This is a genomic window from Pedobacter sp. Bi27 (genome assembly GCF_918698255.1).
In the GTDB taxonomy this organism is placed as follows: domain Bacteria; phylum Bacteroidota; class Bacteroidia; order Sphingobacteriales; family Sphingobacteriaceae; genus Pedobacter.
The window spans coordinates 423,611-445,432 of record NZ_CAKKMW010000003.1 but is presented as its reverse complement, the minus strand read 5'-3'; the positions used below and the strand labels follow the sequence as shown (position 1 = coordinate 445,432).

Below are 21,822 nucleotides of genomic sequence, written 5' to 3'. Positions count from 1 at the left end.
AGAAATTTTCACCTCTTATACCTCAAAAGGCAGTTGCTCTCCTTTTAAACCAGCCAGAACATTTTTAACAATAATTTGTGCCATGGCTGCACGGGTTTCTTCGGTAGCTGAGCCGATATGTGGCAAAACAGCGACACTTTCCATCGATAGCAAAGGATTATCTTTATCCATTGGCTCCGGATTGGTTACATCTAAACCTGCTCCCCAAATGATCTTTTCTTCCAGCACCTGGATCAAATCTTTTTCATTGTGAATAGCGCCTCTGGCGGTATTAATAAAAATCGATTTGGGTTTCATCTGTTTAAAAACATCAAGCGTAAATTTACCCTTAGTTTCGGGCGTTAGCGCTGTATGTACAGATAATACATCACTTTGTGCCAAAAGTTCTTCAAACGAAACATATTTGGCTCCGATTTCTTTTTCAGCTTCTTCGTTACGCGATCTGTTGTGATAAATTACCTCCATTTGATAGGCAGCCATGCATTTTTTGGCCATCTCTAATCCAATTTTCCCCAAGCCAAAAACACCGAGCGTTTTGCCATTTACCTCAATTCCTAGTTCGGGTGATGGTTCATAGTTTTTCCATTCGCCTTTAATGATTTTTTTGTGCGAGAAAAAGGCCTTTCGCGATACGGCAAGCATCAATAAAAAAGCGGTATCGGCAGTTGCGCCGCTCAAAACACCAGGCGTATTTCCGATTGGAATATTTAATTTTTTGGCGGCAGCTATATCTACCTGATCGTAACCTACAGAATGTAAGGCAATAACCTTTAAATGACTACAGGCCTTTAAAAATTGGGCATTAAGCTTATTTGGCCCGACACTGATCAAGGCATCCTGACCTTGACAGGCTTCAATCAGTTCTTCGGCTGTAATCTGTCGGTTTTCTTTCCATTGGGTAATCGAAATATTGTTTTCTTCCAGTTCTTTTATGCCAACTGAAGCAATGTTGCCACTTATAAATACTTTCATGTTTTATTTAACACTAAAAATTCTAAGGTGTTTTGGATAATACGAATTGACTTATTTATGGGTACTATTTCACAGTTGCTGATAACATCTGGTAAGTATTGGCACTAAAATAGCCCAGTGCATGATTAGAAATATTTGAAGTCGGGTTAGCTGGTGTAGTACCCTGATTTGGCCCCCGGTTCGATTGCTGACTTAAAGCATACCAATAATCGAAAATATTCGAATCGATACACTCCATTTCTATTTTAATCTTATCGTTCGAATTCAACTCATCACTGTCGTGGTCGGTAGTAGGCGGTTTAAAAAATAACTGGATCCTTAAATCGTTTCCATTTGTTAAACGATCGTTATTTACATAGAAACGTTCCGATAAAATATCATTTACATAAAGGTTAAAATGGTAAAAATTGGTTTCGTTGATCGGGTCTTTTAAAAATACAGCAGCAGTTTTGCGTTCGCGACCAAAGAAAAAGTTTTTAATCACCCCTATCGAATCCATTTTAACCGCATTGGGCATTTTTGAGCTGGCGGTGTAAGTTTGGCCTTCGGCAGTAACGGTTAAATTATAGGTAACACCCGGCACGCCTTTCATTTTATTGATATAAGTCCCTGGTGTTGTACCTTCTTTAAAAACATAAGTATTTCCCTTATTATCGGTTACCGTTACGTTTGCTCCCGAAATTTTCGGAAAAACATTCGCTTCGGTATAACCAATGGTTTTGCTGATCTTAATCTGCTGATCGATCAATTGATCATTAATTATACCTTCAATTACGAGCTGAGGATCGGCATTTTCAGTTTCAATTTGAATAATTTTCTTGCAACCTGTAAAACAGAAAGTGAACAGCAAAAAGTATATAATCAGTTTTTTCATGTTTTTAAAATTTAAAGTTCCAGGTAATTGATGGGATAAGACCGAACAGCGAAGTTTGCTGGGCAGCAGTTTTGCCCGGATGATCAGGATCCGTAATAAATTCAATGGCATAAGGATTTTTTCGTGCCAATAAATTATAGATGCCAAAATTCCAGCTCGATTGGTATTTCTTACCGGGTTTCCCCTCTAAAGTTGCACTTACATCCCAACGCATATTATAAGGCATTCGGCCTGCGTTTCTTTGCGTGTAATAATAAGCAGCCTGGCCACCAATTGTATATTTCCCCGCTGGATAAGTAACGGCATTACCGGTGCTGTAAATAAAGCTCGAAGAGAATGTCCACCGCTTGGTCATATTGTAAATGCCCACTAACGAAATATCATGCGTACGGTCTTGTCTTGCCGGAAAATATTTACCATCATTAAGCTCGGTAAATTTACGCTCAGTACGTGATAAGGTATAGCCCACCCAACCGTTCAGCTTGCCAAATTTCTTTTTAAAAAATAGCTCCATTCCATAAGCCCTGCCTACTCCATATAAAAGTTCTGATTCTACATTTGAGTTAGCCAATAATTCGGCCGCATTTTTATAGTCGATCTGATTCTGGAGCCACTTATAATAAATCTCTCCCGAGAGTTCATAATTGTTATCCTGAATGTTTTTGAAATAGCCCAAAGCCACCTGATCGGCAATTTCGGGTTTAATATTGGTACTGCTCAACACATACTGATCGGTTGGTGAGCTGGAAGTAGCGTTGGTTAAAATATGGACGTTCTGGGTATTCCGGTTATAAGAGGCCTTGATCGAATTTTCATCGTTAAACAGATAGCTCACCGAAAAACGTGGCTCCAGGTTAAAGTAGTTTTTATGGAATTTTCCCTTGGCTACATTTTCTGTCGACAGGGTATTTCCATCAGCATCATAGGTACTAAAATTACCGGGGCCCATTAAAGAAAAAGCAGCCAAACGTACACCATATAAAAAGTTTAAATGTTCGTTTACGGCCCACTCGTCAGAAATGTAAGCTGCCGATTCTATGCCATAACGCCTCTCCTGCGTAAGCGAATTTACCTGCGATGCTTCATCGCTATCAATATCAATCGGTGAAATACGGTGCTGTGTAGCATTGATACCAAAACGAAGTGTATGCTTGTTGCTGAAATACTGAAAATCTTCTTTAAAGTTAAAATCCCGAACCAGTGAGGTTGCTTTAAAGTTGGTCGCATCATTTAATAAGCGAACGGTATAATTATAGTTGTTGTAAATTAACGAGGTATTCGAAAACAAACGGTCGCTAAAAATATGGTTTAAACGGATAGTGGTGGTTACATTGCCCCAGTTGTTTTCGAACAGGTCTTTAACGCCGATATTATCCTTGCCAAAATAACCTGAAATATAAATGGTGTTTTTATCGTTGATCTTATAATTTGCCTTTGCATTAATATCATAAAAATTTAAGGTACTCCCATTTACAGTCGAATCGGGCGAAGACCTTAAAAACAGATCGATATACGTTCTGCGGAAACTCACCATAAATGAACCCCTGTCTTTTACAATCGGCCCTTCTGCTTTTACACGCGAGGCAATCAATCCGATGCCACCCTGAAATTTAAATTCCTTATTGTTCCCATCGTCCATTTTAACATCTAAAACCGACGATAAACGGCCGCCGTATTGTGCAGGCATGCCACCTTTGTATAAACTTACATCCTTAATTGCATCAGCATTAAAAGTAGAGAAAAAGCCCAGTAAGTGAGAGGAATTGTATACCACCGCTTCATCCAGAATAATTAAATTCTGATCGGCAGCACCACCGCGCACATAGAAACCTGTATTCCCCTCACCACCCGACTTTACGCCTGGTAACAGCTGGATGGTTTTTAAGATATCCTTTTCGCCGAGCAGTACAGGTATAGAATTAAGCGATTTCATATCAATCCTTTCCAAACCCATCTGCGCACTTTTAACGTTTTCATTCTTACGGTTGTTTGCGTTTACCGTTACTTCAGCCAGATCGATTGCACTTTTTAATTCCTCATTCAGCTTCGTATCTTTAGTTAGATTGATGGTTTTAACAATAGGTGCATAACCCGTATAACTTACAGAAACGGTATAAGTTCCCTCAGGTTGGGTTAAGGCAAAATAGCCATAGTTATTGGTTAAAGTTGCCGCTGTAGATGCTCCAGTAATCCTTACCGTAGCACCGATTAAAGTTTCACCTGTACCTGCATCGCGGATGGTGCCACTAAGGGTAAATTTATTTTGAGCAAAAATAGGGGTTGATATAAAAAGAAGGAAGAATAAAGCTAAGTAGTGTTTTATGAGCATATTGGCTACTATCTAATTTTTAAGGTGGAAACCAAATGTACGAAATCCAAGTCCTATTAATGGATAGTGGGAAATTTCTTAATACAAGTTTGGGTTTTACTTATTAATAACGGGATAAATGGCAATATGGTGTGAGCGTAACCTATAAGGACTTAAATGATCTTTACCTGCCTGTTGAAAGGTGATCAGTTTTGAAGATTCTTTAGGCATATGGCAGTCGATACAATTGGTACTGAGCGATCCTTTAGCTAAAGTGGCTTCGCTATGATTGGTACTTTTGTGGCAATTGATACAGCGCTGAGAATAGAGGCTTAAATTCCCTTTAATATTTTCGTGTGTATTGTGGCACGATTGGCAAGTCATGGTTTCACTTTTCCGATAACAATTACTACCTTTTAGCATAGCACTTTGGTTACCGTGTACATCAATATCACCACCGCCAAAACCTGTAAAATCCTGTGAATAATAAGCCTCTAAATCGTCGCCGGGCTGGAAACCGAAAACCGATCGCTGTGCCACCAAAGTATTGCCCGAATGACAAACAGCGCAAACATCCATCTTTTGTTTTCGGGTAAGCGTTTTATACAATGTGATAAATTTTGCTGTCTTTTCTTCTGGATTCTCCATATGAAAAACAACATGTTGTTTGCCTGGTCCGTGGCAACGTTCACAATCTATCCCATAAATAACAGCGCCCTTTTCCATTTCCTCATCTTTTGAAAAAGTAGTTTTTTGTGTGAGTTTAATAGCTACATAAGATGCGTGGCACTCTAAACAACGGCTCGTTATCGCCCGATCATAATAAAAACTTTCTTTTGGAAAACCAGGGCTGATGGCCCAATTCTTAATAGCAGTGAAGTAAGATAAAGGCAGTTCGTACATTTTCTTGCCTTGCCAATAGCTATAAGTATAGGCTTTTTCGCCTGAACCAAACTGCATATCAAACTTTTGCGCACGCACAGCTTTGCCATTGTGATAAGCCACCTGAAATATACCACTGTCTCTCTTTTCTATTACTACTTTTTGGGTTGCATCATATTGGAAACTGTTCGAATCAGGGGCGAAAATTTTTAATAAAGCGGCATCTACCACAGGCTTAGAAGTTAAGCCATGCGGACTATGTGCGTAAGACTGCGATAAATCTTTATGGCATTTAACACAGGTAGCCGCTCCGGTATAAGCCTCACCCCTCGCATCTGCGGGCAATTGATCGGCCACATTCATGCATCTTGAAAGAACAACAACCGCAATGGCAATTGCGCCCAAAATAAGCAGGATACGTTTTATGCCTTTCAAGATGATGTTTTGTTTTTTATTTTATTTAACAAATTGAATATAACCAAAATTATAGCCCCCTGCATCTGCCAGCACCTTAATTTTTTGCTTGCCCGCCTTTAAAACAATGTTCTTTACCGCAAAGGTTGCAAACTTCTTATGATCTACGGTATTTGGAACCGCAATATCTTTGGCTACGACTTTGTTATCGATCATAATGGTCATTCTACCTGAAGTATTATCTGCCGCAGCATTTATTTTTAAAGTGTAGGTTCCTCTTTGCGAAACATTTACGGTATACTGTAACCACTCTCCTTTTTCGATATGGTTTACATAATACTTTTCGTACTGGGTAGAATCTTTTGCAATATCCACCCCATCATTCCGATAAATCCGGCCATGGTTACCTGCACTTCTTTTTCCTGTTGAGGTATGGTAATCGGCAGTATCTGTATCGAAATAAGCTTTGCCATTTTTACCTAAATCGTAATCTACAGCGTACACAATGCTTTTATCTCTAATTAAACTGGGCTTAAACGGTTTGGTTTCATTACTAAAAGGCTGACGGATCATTGCATCGATCACATCTCTGTGAATAATCGTATTTTCTAATCTTGAATAAATAGCCAGCTCCATTAAACCGCTGTATACGTTGCTATCTTTAGGTTTGTCTCCACCGTTATTGAAGTACTTTACCAGCGCATCGTAATTGGGGTTCGATTTAATTTCCATCGGATTATTCGCGCCTATCTTTTTCAATGGCCACCAAGCCCAGCCGATGTTATTCTTTTCTAAAAGGTGGATGGCATCAGTAAACCAAACATTCGAATTTTCTCCTGTTTCACCAAGCCAAACCGGAACATGCTGCTCATCCCTGGCCTTAATAATGTGCGCAATTGACGCCTGATCGTTATAATTCCAGTATTTATGATAACTCAAAACCATGTTTTTATCCCACAGTGGAAAAATGCCATTATAATTATTGCCCCAGCCATTGCCTTCGATAATAATGATGTGCCTTTGATCAACCTCACGGATGGCTTTGGTAATCTCGACCATTAATTTTCTTAATGGTGCATTCACCTTTTCTTTTGTTCCGTTTTTATCTTCTTCAGGGTTTGAGAAACCGTAGTTAGGTTCATTCAAAATATCGTATGCACCAATATAAGGTTCATCTTTGTAACGTTCAGCCAGTTTTTTCCAGAGTGCAATGGTTTTCTCCTGATTGGCTTCACTGTCCCATAAATAAGGTTTTGATGGATCGCGGTCGGCAATATTTAAATCATTCCCTTGTCCGCCGGGTGCAGCGTGCAAATCTAAAATCAAGTACATTTTATTGGCCTTACACCAGGCTAATAAGCTATCGGTTAAGGCAAAACCTTTTTCAAGCCAGGTATTTTTGCCTGCAACAGGCTCTTTATCTGCCGGCAGGGTGTATAAATTGTAGTGCATGGGTAAACGGATGGAATTAAACCCCCAGCGTTTCATCGAATCGACATCAATTTTACGCATGTGGTTGGCCAGCCAGGCATCGTAAAACTCCTGGGTCTGTTTTGGCCCCATCAGTTCTTCTATCCGTTCGCGGATGCGGTATTGTTGTGCCTCTTGGTTGATTTTGAGCATATAACCTTCCTGCAACATCCAGCCACCTAAACCAAAGCCGCGGAGCAAAACATTCTCGCCTTTTGCGTTCACTATTTTTTTACCCTCGGCTTTTAAAAACCCCTGACTAAAGCCTGTAAACGAAACGATGCTGAACAGAAAAATATATAAGATTGATTTTGTAAAAGACATAAATAAAATTAGGTTTTAGATAATTACCAGATATAAGTGGCTACAGATCCTTTATCAAGCGCTGCAACAAGTGATTGGCCATTAAAGCTAATATTAAACTTAGCGGCATTTTTACCGCTATTGGCTACAATTAAAACATGTTTTCCACCAGGTGTTTTAAAGGCGACATTGGACAGATCGGGTAAATCGTTCGTAGCAATGCGAACAGCGCCTGGACGAACAAATTTAGAAGCATGTGCAATGGAATAATAAGCCAGGTTTCTGCTATAAGAATCTTTATCAATGGTTACTGCGCCCTGGCACATCGAACAGCCGCCCCTATCGGTATAAGGTTTGTTTTCAGGATCGGCTGCTAAATTCCATTCCAGCACATTTTTGCTCCAGTTTCTGGTGGCGCCGATAATCAAACGCCTAACCGGATTAACAATTTTAATATCCGTAGCATTTGGCTGCTCCACTACCATTTGCTCAGAAAAGTAAATGTTTTTATCAGGATGGGCATTGTGCACATCAGTTAAGGCTTCTATCTTTCCTCCGTACAGATGAAAGGCAGATCCGTCGATATATTTTTTCGCTTCCGGATCATCTAAAATGCTAATCGGGTAATCCGGGCGATCGGCGTTATGATCGTAAACAATAATTTTGGTCTTAATATTGGCTTTGGCAAAAGCAGGACCGAGAAATTTCTTTACAAAAAGCGCCTGATCTGGTGCAACCATAAGCAAGCTGGGATTATTACCCGGGTGCAAAGGTTCATTCTGAACCGTAATGGCATCAATAGGGATCCCCTCTTTTTGCATTTCCTGTACGTAACGCACAAAATATTTAGCGTAAGCATCGTAATATTCGGGTTTTAACATCCCACCGCGGGCATCGTAAGAGGTTTTCATCCATAAGGGAGGAGACCATGGCGAGCCCATAATTTTCAGTTTGGGGTTGATCGCAAGAATTTCCTTCATTACCGGAATCACATCTACTTTATCTGGACCGAGATCAAATTTAGCCTGCGTTAAATCGGTTTGTCCTTCGGGAAGGTCGTTGTAAGAAAATACTTTTTCATTTAAATCGGAAGCACCAATGCTCAAGCGGATATAGCTCACCCCGATGTTGTTTCCATCAGTCGCAAACAACTCTTTCAATAAAGCGGCTCTGGCTGGTGCCGACATTTTAATAATATGCTGCGCACTTCCACCTGTTAGGGCATAACCAAAGCCATCAATGGTTTGATAGGTTTCTTTGTTATTTACGGTAATGGTTGGCAGATTGTCTTTAACTGCATTAAAACTTAATTTACCTTTCTGTTTGGCAAATAAAACAGATCGATCGGCTTTGGTAAGCCAAACTTCAGGTTGGTTTTGAGCAATGGTAGAAAGTGAAGAACAGGTAAAAACACAAATGATAAAAAGGCGAAGAAATTTGGTAGAAAGCATAGGTAAAAGATGAGCAGATTAAAAAACAGGAAGAAAGATTTCGCTTTCTCCCTGTTAACAATTAAACATTAAGCGTATATAATAGATGAGCAGCTATTTTGTTCCGCCCCATTCTTTACTTTGAAGAATTTTGGTGTTGTTTAACTCAGCCTGTGGGATGGGCAAGGTCTCATTTTTATTTGCCTGAAATCCTTTAAAAGCCAGTTTAGTTGGGGCAAGCTTCCACCTAACCAAATCGAACCACCTTTGCCCTTCTGCTACCAGTTCCAAACGTCTTTCTTTCATAATATTATCCATGGTTACCGCAACCGGGTTTAAACCTACACGGGCCCTTACTGCGTTAAGGAAAATGTAAGCCCTGGTACCCGCACCAACTGCGGCACCACTTTTCAATAATGCTTCGGCTTCCATTAAGTACGTATCAGCTAAACGTATTTCGTACATATTCTGCCCAAAGTTTAGTTCTAACTGGCCAACAGCTGCTTTGGTAGAAACTCTTCCAGCATATTTTTCAACAAAATACCCAGTATTATCATTGGCATGCTTGTAGGTTACAATACCTGCCTTTTCCAAGCTATCCAAATTGGCAACTGTAGGTTTATTACGCGGATCGTAGTGAATCAAGTCAAATAATTCTTTGGTTATCGGCATCACACTCCAACCCGAAACATAATCAGGTGCTTGTGCAGCAATTACAGGCACATAGTTCCGTGGCCCTACCAAAATGCCCATAACATTACCTTCACGGCTTCCAACGTTGCCCCAGCCCATGTTAGAGGTTGTATTGTAGCTGAGTTCTAAGATAGATTCTGAATTGAATTTGTTTTTCCAATTCCACAGATCGGCAAAATTTGGTAACAGCTTATATCCATAAGTACTCGCGCCTGGTGCAGTACCGTTTACCAATGCAAACTCTGCTGCTGCTGGCCCCCATTTTTCTTGCCATAAGTAAACCTTGCCTAAAACCGCATGAACTGCGCCCTGACTCAGACGCCCCGCATCAGCAGTAGGAATAGTTACAGGAAGAGCAGGCAATGCTTCTGCTAAATCAGTCTCTATTTGTTTATAAACATCTGCAGGGGCAACCTGTGTAACATCAAACATGCCAGACGGCTCTATAGGTGCTAAGATTAATGGTATATTTTTGAAAATACGGACTAAATCAAAATAAAATATAGCACGCAATGCTTTAGCTTCGGCAATATACCTTGCCTTGGTTGAAGCATCCATTGTAATTCCTTCTATTTTTTTCAATAAAATATTTGCACGGTAAACACCGGTAAAACCTTTACTCCATAAATAACTTGGGCCACCCGATAATGAGTTTACCGTATAATTATTCATCGCTTGCATATCTCCTAAATCTGACGGAGAATCGGCTCCGGCGAAATGATCATCCGATGCAGAGCTAAATAAATTAAGTTTAGTGAGATACCCACTGGATTGATTACCCAATTGATCATAAACAGCTACCAAGCCAGTAAAAGCTTGCTGCTGGCTTTGATAATAACTTGTCTCCAAAATACGTTCACGCGGATTTACATCCAGTTGCTTTTGACAAGAAACGATTATTTGAGAAGCAGTTAAAAGGGCTGCAATAGCTAAAATATTTTTTTTCATTTTAATTTTTTTTAGAATCCAACATTTAAACCTACCATAAACGAACGGGCTTGCGGATAAATCCCCCGATCTATACCCAATACAGTTCCACCGATTTCGGGATCGTAACCTGTATATTTCGTAATGGTCCAGAGGTTTTCACTCATCAGATACACCCGAACTTTTTGTGCGCCAATTTTTTTAATCACATTACCTGGAAGGTTATAACCTACCTGAAGGGTTTTTAAACGGAAGTAATCTCCTTTTTCCAAATAATTTTTAGAGAACTTGGTATAGTTTCCGTTAAGGTCTTTATCGGCAACACGGGGAACGGTAGTTGACGGGTTTGTAGGCGTCCATCTATCAAGAATTGATTTTTGCCAGTTTCCATAAGTTACATCTAAACGCCTTAACCCCTGGAAGATCATATTTCCACCTACGCCGTTTCCGAAAGCAACAAAATCAAAGTTTTTATATGCCAGATTGATGGTAATACCATAGGTGTATTTTGGAAGCGGACTACCTAAATAAGTACGGTCACTACCATTTATGGTTTCATTTCCATCTAAGTTGGCAAATTTAATGTCTCCGGGTTTTGCAGCAGGTTGCAGCACTGTACCACCTGGCCCTTTATAAGCATTAATTTCTGCTTGCGACTGAAAAATACCAGCCACTTCATACCCATAAAACTCATTGAATGAACGTCCAATTGCGGTACGGGTGAAGTTACCCATGCCCTGAAAACTCTGTGCATTATCCTCTATAAACTCTCTTCCTGGCAATAGCTTGGTTACCTTATTTTTTAAAGTTGAGACATTAGCATTAATACCTAAATTAAGCTCGCCGATTTTTTTTCTATAACCTAATTCGAATTCTATACCGGTGTTCTGCATATCGCCAACATTTTCTGCGGCACCGCCAGCTGCACCTAAATAAAGTGGAATAGAAGGTGTTTGCAATACACCAATAGTTTTCTTTTTGAAGTAAGAAGCACTAAGCGAAAAATCTTTAAACAATGTAGCATCTAAACCAATATCTGTTTGGTGGGTTTCTTCCCATTTCAAATCAGGATTTGACAAGGCAGCAGGACTCCATCCAATAGTACTTACATCTGTAGTGCCAAAAGTATAATTACGTCCGCTATTCACTAAGGATACGTAACTGAAATCTCCAATTGCATCGTTTCCTGTAATTCCGTAGCTACCGCGTAATTTCAAGAAATTAACGATGTTGTTTTCTTTCCAGAAAGCCTCTTTTGTAGGCACCCAGCCAATTGAGGCTGAAGGGAAATAACCAAACCGGTTATTTGTACCAAAGCGTGAAGAACCATCACGGCGAATAATACCTGTAAATAGGTATTTTTCATCATAATCATAAGTTACACGGGTAAACAATGAGTTAACAACATGCAACGTAGCATCACTACCATCGCCCTGAATATCGGCAGTTGCAGGTTTGTAATTTAAATTACTCTGATAAAAATCCTGCGCAATTATATTGTTAAACCTTACGTTTAAGCCACGGTTATTGTTATCCATATAATAACCTTGCCCAAATATTGCGTATGCATGATGTTTACCAAAGCTTTTTGAATAGCTAATGGTATTTTCCCAGTTATAATTTAAGGTCATATTCATCTCGCGATAGAAATTTGCCTTAGTATTGGTGTTTGAAGGACTTAACCAGAATAACGGGGTGTAAGACTCTGACCCATAAAAAGCAAGTTTCGTTCCCAGCGATGATCTGAATTTTAAATTCTGAATGGGCTCAATTTCTAAGAACGCATTGCCAACAATATTGTGATCCCAACCATAGTTACCTAATCTGGTTTGAATATAAGCAAGCGGATTGCTCATTTCCTGGCCTACAGGGCCCGAAATACCATAAGGAAATCCTGTTGCCGGATCTTTTATAATATTCGCAATGGTATAAGGAGATTTTCCTATAGCAGTTGGATCGGTTTGAATAACCGGCGTCATTGGATCTAAATGGATTGCCGAACTCAAAGGCCCACCGAACTCACTATTGGTATTACCTAAAGAACTGTTAACCGAATGGCTATAGCCTAAATTCTCGCCGAAGCTTATCCACTTGGCAGGCTTAAATGTAGAATTAATACGAATGTTAGCACGATTAAAATTAGAAATCGGTGTGGCTACAATACCTTCCTGGTCTATATAACCAAAAGAAGTATAAAAGGTAGATTTATTAGTTCCGCCTGAAACGCTAAACTCGTGGGTTTGTCTGCGGGCATCGTCGTTAAAAACAACTGATTGCCAATCAGTACCTTCTCCATAAGATGATGGATTTGAATACGGAAGTGTTAAAGGGCCATCAGTTGCTGCGTTATAGCTATTTGAATATGCTTCATTCCTAATCGTTGCATATTCACTTGCATTTAGCAGTTTTAGCTTTTTAGCTGGCGCCTGTGTGCCGTAAAATCCATTGTAATTAATAGATAACCTTCCTTCTTTGCCCTTCTTGGTTGAGATAATAATTACCCCGTTTGCCGCTCTGGCGCCATAAATGGCCTGCGAAGCCGCATCTTTTAAAACCTCGATCGATTCGATGTCTGATTGATTTAAATAACCAATGCCTCCATTATCTACAATTACACCATCAACAACCCAAAGCGGATCGTTATTACCTGAAGACGCAAAAGAGGTAAAGCCTCTCACTCTTACTGTTGAAGCAGACCCTGGCTGTCCATTACCACTGGCAATAGTTAAACCAGATGTTCTTCCTTGTAAGGCTTGCTCTACCCTGTTAATAGGCATTGATTCCAGATCTTTTGCTTTTACACTGGAGATTGACCCAGTTACCAGGGCTTTTTTCTGTGTACCATAACCCACTACAACCACTTCCGTTAAATCTTTCGAATCCGCTGCAAGCGAAACATTGATACGGCCACCCGCTGGAACAGTTACCGTTTGCGTTGCCATACCAATTAAACTGATGGTTAATTTACCGCCAACAGGTGCCTGAATGCTAAAAACACCATTGGCATCAGTAGATGCAGCTTTGGTAGTTCCATCAAGCTTAACCGTTACGCCAGGTAAAGGAGCACCATTTTGTTCTGTTACTTTTCCTGTAACCGGAATGTCTTGTGCCAATAAGGCCAGCGGAAATGCCATGATACAGTAAATGAAGAATACGAATGTAAATCTTCCTCTCATAGAAATTAGTTTTAAGTTAATATTTGGTTAGTTAAATGACCGGGGCTTTTGGTAGCCCGTTTCATAAATCAAATCTATAACCGTGCAATACAATTGAACAATTTTGCGCTACTACACAAACCATACAGCAGCACTCAATTAACCTAAAAAGAAGATTTTTAGGCCTACATAAGCCCTACAATGAAAAATAAATCAAACTGAATACCAGACACTTAAGACATTTTAACTAAAAACGTTATTATTTGTAACGAAAACATTGTTTTAAGGCGTTTTTTGGCGGGCTATGTTGATCAGGAACTCATATAAATTAGTCTCTGGCTTAAGCTGGAGTTTCTTTCTTAAGCGATATCGGCCTACTTCGATGGCTTTAATGGTTACATTCATCAACTGCGCCATTTCTTTTGATGAAAGATTCATCGATAAATAAGCACAAAACTTTAAATCGTTCTGACTTAAATCAGGGTAAAGGTCTTTGAGTTTATTAAAAAATTCGGTGTTTACATGATTGAAGTGCACGCTCAGATGATCCAGTTCCTGATCCTTCTTTTCTACATCTTTGATCAGCCTGATGAGGTGCCTGAAACTTGGCGAGCTCTCATTTATATCGTGGTTTTTAATTACAGCCGATATTACTTCTTTAATCTTGGCCAATACTTTACCCCGCTGTACCAGGTGCATGGTCATGGTAGAAAGTTCTTTGTTCTTATAATTTACATCGGCTTCTAACTTTTCGTTCTGCAGCCTCACAATTTCCTTTTCGTTCCGATCCAGTTCCAGTTGATGCAGGTAACTCATCCGCTCCTGCTCTTTAATGTGTTTGCGTTTTTGCCACCTGATAATCAACCTGATTAACAGCACAATCAAAATCAGGTAAAAAATCCTCATCCATATGGTATTGTACCAGGCTGGCAGCACTACAAAAGTATAGCTTACCACTTCCGATTCGTTACCAACATCCGTTCTGGCTTTAATATTAAAAGTATATTTCCCAGCAGGCAGATTGGTATAGTCCTTTTCGCTTTTCGTGTTCCATGCCGACCATTCCTTATCGAAACCAACCAACTGGTAACTGAATTTAATATTTTTATCATGCTCGAACAACGTTGAGGAATATTCGAAATGCATTGAATTTAAATTATTGGTGTATTCAGGTATCTCGTTCTGATCTTGTTTGGCAGAAATGATGCCTTTGGTTGTAAAATAGCCTCCAAAAACCAGACTATCCTTTTTACCAAGCAGTTTGATCTGCCCCAGCACTACAATTGGTTTGGTTATGTTCTCGATGTATTTTTCATAGTTAATATGGTAGGCTCCCTTATTGGCTCCAATAAATATGTTTTTACTATCCAAGGGGTAAATAGATTCGAAGCCGCCTACTACTTTCCCATCTAACTCGGGCAGATAAAAAATACTAAAAGGATTCGATCCTGATGGTCGGCTAAAATCGATTACGCCTACCTTTTTATTGCTTACAAACCAAATGTTTCCGTCGTTATCCTCCTTCATATACTGCACCGAAATACCCTTTATGGCATTGGCCAGCAATTTTAGGCGGACAAATTTTTTCTTCGTGTTATCATATTCATAAACACCATCAACAGTTGCAATTACCACCCTGTTTTTTATATGGTATACATAATTATACAACTTAGAAGGTAATCCATCGCGGTCGGTGTACATGGTGGTATGCAACACACGTTTATGATCGGGCTGTAATTCTATTTTATATACCCCATGGTAGGGGTGCGATGCCCAAATATTATCGGGGTTATTATTATCCGCTACAAGAAACCGCAGGGGTTCATTTATGCCGTCAATTCTTCCACCATTGTTAAATAGCCCATCCTTATAGGTTAAGCGTTGTAAACCCCAATAAGTGCCTGCAATAACCTCGCTGCTCGGGTAAACCCGATCTAAGCTCTGGTACAACCAGGTGCCTGGTAAATTGTAAAGCGGCTTAGCTACACTGTTCTGCACCAAAAGTGTGCCCTCCTCGTGTGCCAGCAACAGCTGGTTGTTAATCTCATCAAGCCCCCACACCTGCCCTTTGGTATTTTTCACCTCCTCAAAATTCGAGGTGGTATAACTTAAATCTTTGGCAGCAGGATTAACTTTGGTCATGTACAAACCGTTCGATGTGCCAATATAAACCGATTGGTTAAACTTCCTAAATGCATAACTCGTAATCTGTTTATTGCGGTCAGGAAAAATGCTTTTAATGGCGCTATTTATGGCCACATAGGCAATCCCATCGTCTAAAGCCAGCCACATGTTCTTATCGCGGTCCTGCAGCACTCCCCTTACGTTGTTGTTCTGCAAACCTTCCCTGTAATTGTATTTCTGGATCAGTTCTCCACCTTTGTTCATAATATATACCCCACCAGAGGTGGTACCTACTACATACAGATTTTGATTGATCTGATTGGCAAAATAAATCCGGTCGTTAAAAAACACATGATCGAGATTGGTTTTGAAGGGTTTAAGCTGATGGTTAATCAATAGAAAAAAACCGCCCTTTAAGGTAGAAACCATCAAAGTATCGCCACTATAAGGCAAAATAGCTGTAACAGACGATTTCTTGAAAACCGGATCAGCACAAAAAGGCTTCCACATTTCCTGCTCGTAAACCATTAAAACCGATTCTTCCGATTGGGCAAACACTTTATTATTGGCCATGCCCATAAATAGCCAGGCCTTACTGGGTTTATAGTTTTTAATCACCCCATCCTTATAATGCAGAATGGAGTTGTTCGATCTGAAAAAAACTTCGTCGTGGATAATCGAGATGTCCCATATATCAGCCAATTTCCTCAGGTTTTCGGGTAGCAGGCCTAAAAGCGAAGTATATTTTAAAATCCCTTTCTCATTGGGGTAATAGAAACCAAATTCATCCTGCCCACCTACATAAATCCGGTTTTTAGAGTCGATCCCGATGGAGCGTACCGAAGTATAATTAGGTAAGCGAAACAGGCTCCAGTAGCGACCGTTAAAAGTAAGCAGCCCCTCATTGTTCCCAAAATAAAGAATCCCGTTTTTATCCTGCTTAACATCCCAGTTCTGCATCCCTGCGTTATACTGCTCGTTATTGTAATTTACTACCTGCGGAATGGCCAAAAGATCCTGGGCCGATGCATGATAGCCCATCAGAAGAAAAGTAACGGCAAGCAGAAGTTTGTACATATGGTTAGGGATCATTCGCACGCAATAATAAATATATAATTTTAATTCCGGTTAACATTGACTACCGCATCCACTAAAACAAATCATTTTGAGCATGAAATAGGCTAATGCTTATTCTTAGATGTGCCCAGGAGCCTTGGATGGTAAAAATGAAAGCTTATATGTCTTATATAGTAAAATTGACTCGTAAGGTGGGGTATGTGCCTGAGGTGGTGAGAAAATTTAATCTTATTTTTTTGGAGCGCAAAGCCTGTAGTGTTTAGGGTTGTTTCAGTCCCGCTTTTACTTCAAGTCCTCTCCCGACGAAAAATCGGGATTGCGGGCTTTCCGTTCAATCGGGGCTAGTTTGCTTGGACTGTGCAATGAAATTAAAAGCGTCAAGGGCTTCTAACCATATAAGAATTTAAGTACATGTAAGCTCATATGTTCTTACATGTCTTATATGGCAAAAATAGTTAGAGAAAAATATCTTGATCAGCCTCTCTTAGTTGGTAGAAAATGACTATTTCATTAAATACGGTTTTACCGCTTTTCGCCAGATGGCATAACCCGCAGCATTCATGTGCAACATATCATCCACAAAAAGTTCTGGCCTAAGTTGCCCGTCTTTGGTTAGCATCAATGGATATATATTAACGAATTTCGTGTTGGCCTCTCCGGCTAAAAATTTCGCAATCAATGCATTCGAAGCTACGGCCTTTGCTTTAAATTTATCCCTGCTCGGACTCGGTTTAATCGAGATGTAAACAATAGGCACCGTTGGTAACTTTGCCCTAATGGCCTGCACTAAACGGATAGTACGGTTTAAAACGGTATCAGGTGTAACCGTTTCGTTTGGTAAATCGTTCTCCCCCACATACAGTACAATCTGTTTGGGCTGGTAAGGGAAAACAACATCATTTAAATAAAAGATAATATCGTTAATAACAGCACCACCTATTCCGCGGTTTAAAGCATTGTATTTGGCAAAAATCTGTGTACAATCGTCCCATTTGCGGATAGATGAACTTCCTACAAACAACACCGGATGAACGGGTGGTTTATACATTTGGTCGTACTTTTTAATGGTTTGCACGTCATCCCAAAAATTAGGTTTCTTTTGGGCATAAGCAGTTACAGTTAAAAAAGAAATTAAAAGGAAGCTTAAAAATGATATTTTCATGCGAATAAGGATGTTTAAAGGCACACAATATACCAATATCCTATTTTTTACAATCAATTCAATCAAATTTATTACTGTCGTATGTAAAAAAATAAATCGAAGTTTTCGTGGAATAGTGCCTGATTCGCCTGCATTGAGTAATGCAGGCAAACAGGTCTTTTATCATCAACTAACCAAATATAATGATGAACAAATATATATCTTTATTTAGAATTATTCTAAATAATTAACACTAATTAACTAAAAGAATAATAAAATACTAAGAATCAATTCATTTAATTTTAAAGAAGAACACTTAAAAACCGCTGGATGAGGCTTTTCAACTAAAACCGTTCAAAGGATTCGTCTTGCAGGCATCCATTATTAAGCTATTGCTGTTGAAGGTTATTAACGAACAATTTGCCGTGATTAGTATAAACGGGTTCCCTGATGCCGATTTTTAGAATCTGTCATCCAAAGGGGTAATTTATTTATAAAAATCATTATGAGTGACAGGAGAATTTAAAAAATTAAATCTCCTCAGATTATCGTCATTGCGAGAAGGCTTTTTCAGCCGACGAAGCAATCTTACAACTATCGCTAGTAGCGAGCGCTTTAAGATTCCCGCCTGCGCGGGAATGACGACCACTTTATGGGAGTCAGTCATTGTGGTCTGTCGAAGACCCTCTTTCTGTGAACTATATAAGACATATAAGTTTCATATAAGCTCAACAAGTTAATCTATCTCTAGAAAATTGATGATCTTGAAGTTTATGCGCTCATCACCTTAATCTGCTGGAACAAAAAAGAGCTCAAAAGTTAACAGCTAGCTGGTCCCTGACTCCGCTCTCCGAAGGAGTCCTTTAGACAGACTGACAAACAATTAAATTTAGCCCCTAAAACCAGCACTAAACCTGTTAAATTCCAACGATAAAGCCGCAATATGTGCCAGTTTCTGTTTGGTAGAATGGTCATCATGATCAGCATCCATCATATCAATCTGAGTTAAAGCATCCCCTTTTAATATAGCCTTATCACTCAGGTTACCTACAATCTGCTTAACCAATAATGGATCAGCCTGTTCGGGTTTATGATTAAGCGAAATGTATATAGAAGTGATAATCGCATTGATCTGGTAAATGGTCGACTGTACCCCATACAAGCCATTAAAATCGATATGTTTCCGCATCGGTTCCTGGCTGGCCGACTCAATCGCTTCGCTTAATGCAGATAAACTCAGGTTGGCATTTTTTCTGGCCATGCGCGGAATATTCTCGCCCAGGTTTTCCTTCCTTTCTATCGCCACCTGCAAATAGTGCAAACTATCTTTTGTCGCTTTGCTTATTTTCGTTTTCAACTGGCGGCTGTCCCAAATGGGGAAAAGATAGGTGGCAAAAATGGCAATTACACAGCCCAGCACGGTAAATATAATCCTGTCGTGTACAATGTGATCGAAATGCCCTTGGTAACTACCCAGCGTTAAAATTACTGCAGGGGTAATAAACAATACACTTATTGTATAATTTAAACGGTTAAAGGCATAAAAACCCAATAGAAAAACCACCGAAAAAGAAAGCAGTACCGCCGGGCTCTTCACAAAATAGATGATGATCAGCCCGATGACAACCCCGCCAAGACTTCCTTTTAACCGCTGTAAGTTCCGTTTCCAGGTAATCGAAAATTTAGGCCTTGCCACAATGACCAGTGTGAGAAAAAGCCAGTAACTGTATTTACTCGGTTCCAATTGCCAAATAAGCAAGAAACCAAACAGAAAACAGATGGCCAAACGCAACGAAAACCTAAAGATGGCCGATTTTAAGGTAAGGTGCTCCCTGATCGAAAAGCGATCGCCGGTAACAAACAAGGGATAAGAAATAGATCCGCTCAGTTCTTGTAAGTGTTTCTCGGGCGTGCGCTCATTGCCCCTGATCATTTCGATAATACGCACAATATCGTTCATATTCGAAACCACTTTTAATACAATTCTACGCTGGGTTTCGTCTAAACGTTCCATTTCCTGCAACAGCATTACGCGTTTCTGGTAATATTCGATATTGGTGGCCACCTCACCCTTATAAGCCTTGGCCGACCGAACGTGCCTGCCCAACTGTTCAAGCTCTTTGGCCAGCAATCCAATCAAGGTGGCAATCAGTTTTAAACTCGGACCCGTTGTCAGCGTTTTGCGCACCACAGCATAATCATAATGTACGGCATTCAACTGCTCATACAAATCGATCAGTAACCTCGCCCGTTCCAACAACAGCTGACCTTTAGCGTTATCAGGCTTCATGGCGTACTTATCGGTAAGCAACAGATTCCTGATCAGTTCATGTTTCTGGTTAACCTTAATGTGCAGTTTTATGGCTTCCTTTTGCTGCAGATCGAGCGGAACATTCACATCGTAATTTTTGGCTTTGGCATTCAAGAACATTGCGCTACTCATCAAACATTCGAAAATGGCATGATGGAGCGAACGGTAAGGGCGGATTAAAATCTGGATTAAACTGATGATATAATACCAAACCCCACCAATCAGGATATAACTGCTAAAATACAGCGGCCGTTCAGGGTGAAGCCCCATCACGAATGTACACACAATCAGCGCCATGGTACCAATCAGTGAGAGTTTCTGCCCATATACGGCAAACATCGAAAAGCCGAAAGCTGCAATGACTACTACTACCGCGCTGAGGTAAACATGATCTAAAACGGATGAAACCACCAGCGTGGTGGCGAAAAAAACGATAATACTTGATAGTGCTGTTTTCAGTTTATTCAGTCGGTTATCGGGCAGATCGGTCAGGCTGATCAACAAAGCTCCAACGCCTATTCCTTTGGCCGCTTCAGGATTACCCAGGTAAAAGAATAAAATAATGGGTAATACCACGGTAATGGTGGTGCGCAGGGCATCAGAAAAGTACTCGCCTAAAAAGAAATACGAAATGGTAGAGCCGATGCTGTTTTTGCCCATGAATAGGTTACTGAATGCTAATAATTGATAAAAACTGCAAAGATAACAGATTTATAATGCATGCATAACAAATAGCTACACAAAACCAGATACCGATCTGTTCTTTGGGCTTTAGAAGCGTAATTGCATGTTCATAACTTAATCTTCTGTGTTACTCTGTAGTGATGCTGCGCTGAACACTACGGAGAGGAAGGAAGGGGATTTGGGGAAAATAAATTGTGTTGTATTCTTATTATTTCCACGCCTGACTGAATACAGCACTTATTGGAGCGATCATAGGAGCAGCCCCGAATTTTTCAGCAAGTTCTTTTTCCACCTTACTTTTGATCTCGTCTATACAGTCAGGATTCTGTTTTTTGATCTCCTCAAAAACAGGTCCCCACTCTACCAAACCGCATGCAGCTTCTTTTGCGGTTGCACTTACGGAAAAAAGTTTTACTTTTTCAATTGATATTTTTGCAAAGCCGGCATCCTTTAGTAATGGTGTTATAAGCGCTTCATTATTCATCGAGGTTGCAAGGTTATGCGATTCGGGCAAGGGTTCGTCTAAATATTTCGTTGCAATAGATCTGGCAGAATAAGATGCCGCATTATTCTCCAGCTTATCCCAGGTTGTAAATAAAAACAAGCCACCCGGTTTTAAAACCCGATAGGCTTCTGCAAATGCTTTCGGTTTATCAGGAACAAACATATACCCGAAGCAACAAACCACCAAATCTATACTATTATCGTTAAAAGGAAGTTGCTGGGCATCAATATTTCGCCAGTCAATATCAAGGTGGCTCAATGTCTTTTTGGCTACGGCCAACATCTCCTCGCTAATATCTGAAGCGATCAGCTTTGCTGCGTGTGGAATATGCTCGCGGATATGACGGGTAACACGACCTGTCCCAGCCGCAATTTCGAGCGCAACAGAAACCGGAACGGAGTGAATTCGTTTTGCAACTTCTACAGCATAGGGTTCAAAGAATAATGGGCCGAAAAACTGCTCGTAACGAGTGGCAGTATCTTCGGGCAAATCAGCCGAAGGATCTTTTGTCAAATTATCGTTCATAAACGATTGATTTTATATTTCGTTCAA

At 40.0% G+C, this 21,822-nt stretch carries 12 protein-coding genes; all 12 read right to left on the bottom strand.

What is annotated here, in order from left to right; genetic code table 11:
* Positions 1–15: 15 nt before the first annotated feature.
* Entirely contained in the window at positions 16–972 is a 957-nt protein-coding gene (locus LQ227_RS11980; protein ID WP_230149455.1) for a D-glycerate dehydrogenase, read from the bottom strand.
* Between the two features lie 64 nt (positions 973–1,036).
* Positions 1,037–1,846 (bottom strand): DUF4249 domain-containing protein, encoded by an 810-nt coding sequence (locus tag LQ227_RS11975; RefSeq protein WP_230144575.1) that lies wholly within the window; start codon positions 1,844–1,846, stop codon positions 1,037–1,039.
* A gap of 4 nt (positions 1,847–1,850) precedes the next feature.
* Positions 1,851–4,175 (bottom strand): TonB-dependent receptor, encoded by a 2,325-nt coding sequence (locus LQ227_RS11970; protein ID WP_230144574.1) that lies wholly within the window; start codon positions 4,173–4,175, stop codon positions 1,851–1,853.
* A gap of 96 nt (positions 4,176–4,271) precedes the next feature.
* Entirely contained in the window at positions 4,272–5,471 is a 1,200-nt protein-coding gene (locus LQ227_RS11965) for a multiheme c-type cytochrome (RefSeq protein WP_230149453.1), read from the bottom strand.
* Between the two features lie 21 nt (positions 5,472–5,492).
* Complete coding sequence (locus LQ227_RS11960) at positions 5,493–7,244, bottom strand: cellulase family glycosylhydrolase (protein WP_230144572.1); 1,752 nt, start codon at positions 7,242–7,244, stop codon at positions 5,493–5,495.
* Positions 7,245–7,267: 23 nt separating this feature from the next.
* Positions 7,268–8,674, bottom strand: coding sequence for a glycoside hydrolase family 30 beta sandwich domain-containing protein (locus tag LQ227_RS11955; RefSeq protein ID WP_230144571.1), 1,407 nt, complete (start codon positions 8,672–8,674; stop codon positions 7,268–7,270).
* Positions 8,675–8,767: 93 nt separating this feature from the next.
* Positions 8,768–10,294, bottom strand: a complete 1,527-nt coding sequence (locus LQ227_RS11950) for a RagB/SusD family nutrient uptake outer membrane protein (RefSeq protein ID WP_230144570.1) — start codon at positions 10,292–10,294, stop codon at positions 8,768–8,770.
* Between the two features lie 11 nt (positions 10,295–10,305).
* On the bottom strand, positions 10,306–13,449 hold the full coding sequence (locus LQ227_RS11945) for a TonB-dependent receptor (RefSeq protein WP_230144569.1): 3,144 nt from the start codon (positions 13,447–13,449) through the stop codon (positions 10,306–10,308).
* Between the two features lie 261 nt (positions 13,450–13,710).
* On the bottom strand, positions 13,711–16,629 hold the full coding sequence (locus LQ227_RS11940) for a triple tyrosine motif-containing protein (protein WP_230149451.1): 2,919 nt from the start codon (positions 16,627–16,629) through the stop codon (positions 13,711–13,713).
* 502 nt (positions 16,630–17,131) lie between these two features.
* The gene (locus LQ227_RS11935) at positions 17,132–17,791 is read right to left on the bottom strand and encodes a GDSL-type esterase/lipase family protein (RefSeq protein ID WP_230149450.1); all 660 of its coding nucleotides are present in this window, start codon (positions 17,789–17,791) and stop codon (positions 17,132–17,134) included.
* A gap of 868 nt (positions 17,792–18,659) precedes the next feature.
* Entirely contained in the window at positions 18,660–20,741 is a 2,082-nt protein-coding gene (locus LQ227_RS11930) for an FUSC family membrane protein (RefSeq protein ID WP_230149448.1), read from the bottom strand.
* Between the two features lie 232 nt (positions 20,742–20,973).
* Positions 20,974–21,795, bottom strand: coding sequence for a class I SAM-dependent methyltransferase (locus LQ227_RS11925; protein WP_230144565.1), 822 nt, complete (start codon positions 21,793–21,795; stop codon positions 20,974–20,976).
* Positions 21,796–21,822: the final 27 nt, after the last annotated feature.

What these genes read in the sequence shown, in the direction of transcription:
- LQ227_RS11930 (WP_230149448.1), bottom strand. Translation starts at nt 20,741, where the DNA reads ATGGGCAAAAACAGCATCGGCTCTACCATTTCGTATTTCTTTTTAGGC.
- LQ227_RS11925 (WP_230144565.1), bottom strand. Translation starts at nt 21,795, where the DNA reads ATGAACGATAATTTGACAAAAGATCCTTCGGCTGATTTGCCCGAAGAT.
- LQ227_RS11945 (WP_230144569.1), bottom strand. Translation starts at nt 13,449, where the DNA reads ATGAGAGGAAGATTTACATTCGTATTCTTCATTTACTGTATCATGGCA.
- LQ227_RS11950 (WP_230144570.1), bottom strand. Translation starts at nt 10,294, where the DNA reads ATGAAAAAAAATATTTTAGCTATTGCAGCCCTTTTAACTGCTTCTCAA.
- LQ227_RS11940 (WP_230149451.1), bottom strand. Translation starts at nt 16,629, where the DNA reads ATGTACAAACTTCTGCTTGCCGTTACTTTTCTTCTGATGGGCTATCAT.
- LQ227_RS11960 (WP_230144572.1), bottom strand. Translation starts at nt 7,244, where the DNA reads ATGTCTTTTACAAAATCAATCTTATATATTTTTCTGTTCAGCATCGTT.
- LQ227_RS11975 (WP_230144575.1), bottom strand. Translation starts at nt 1,846, where the DNA reads ATGAAAAAACTGATTATATACTTTTTGCTGTTCACTTTCTGTTTTACA.
- LQ227_RS11955 (WP_230144571.1), bottom strand. Translation starts at nt 8,674, where the DNA reads ATGCTTTCTACCAAATTTCTTCGCCTTTTTATCATTTGTGTTTTTACC.
- LQ227_RS11935 (WP_230149450.1), bottom strand. Translation starts at nt 17,791, where the DNA reads ATGAAAATATCATTTTTAAGCTTCCTTTTAATTTCTTTTTTAACTGTA.
- LQ227_RS11980 (WP_230149455.1), bottom strand. Translation starts at nt 972, where the DNA reads ATGAAAGTATTTATAAGTGGCAACATTGCTTCAGTTGGCATAAAAGAA.
- LQ227_RS11970 (WP_230144574.1), bottom strand. Translation starts at nt 4,175, where the DNA reads ATGCTCATAAAACACTACTTAGCTTTATTCTTCCTTCTTTTTATATCA.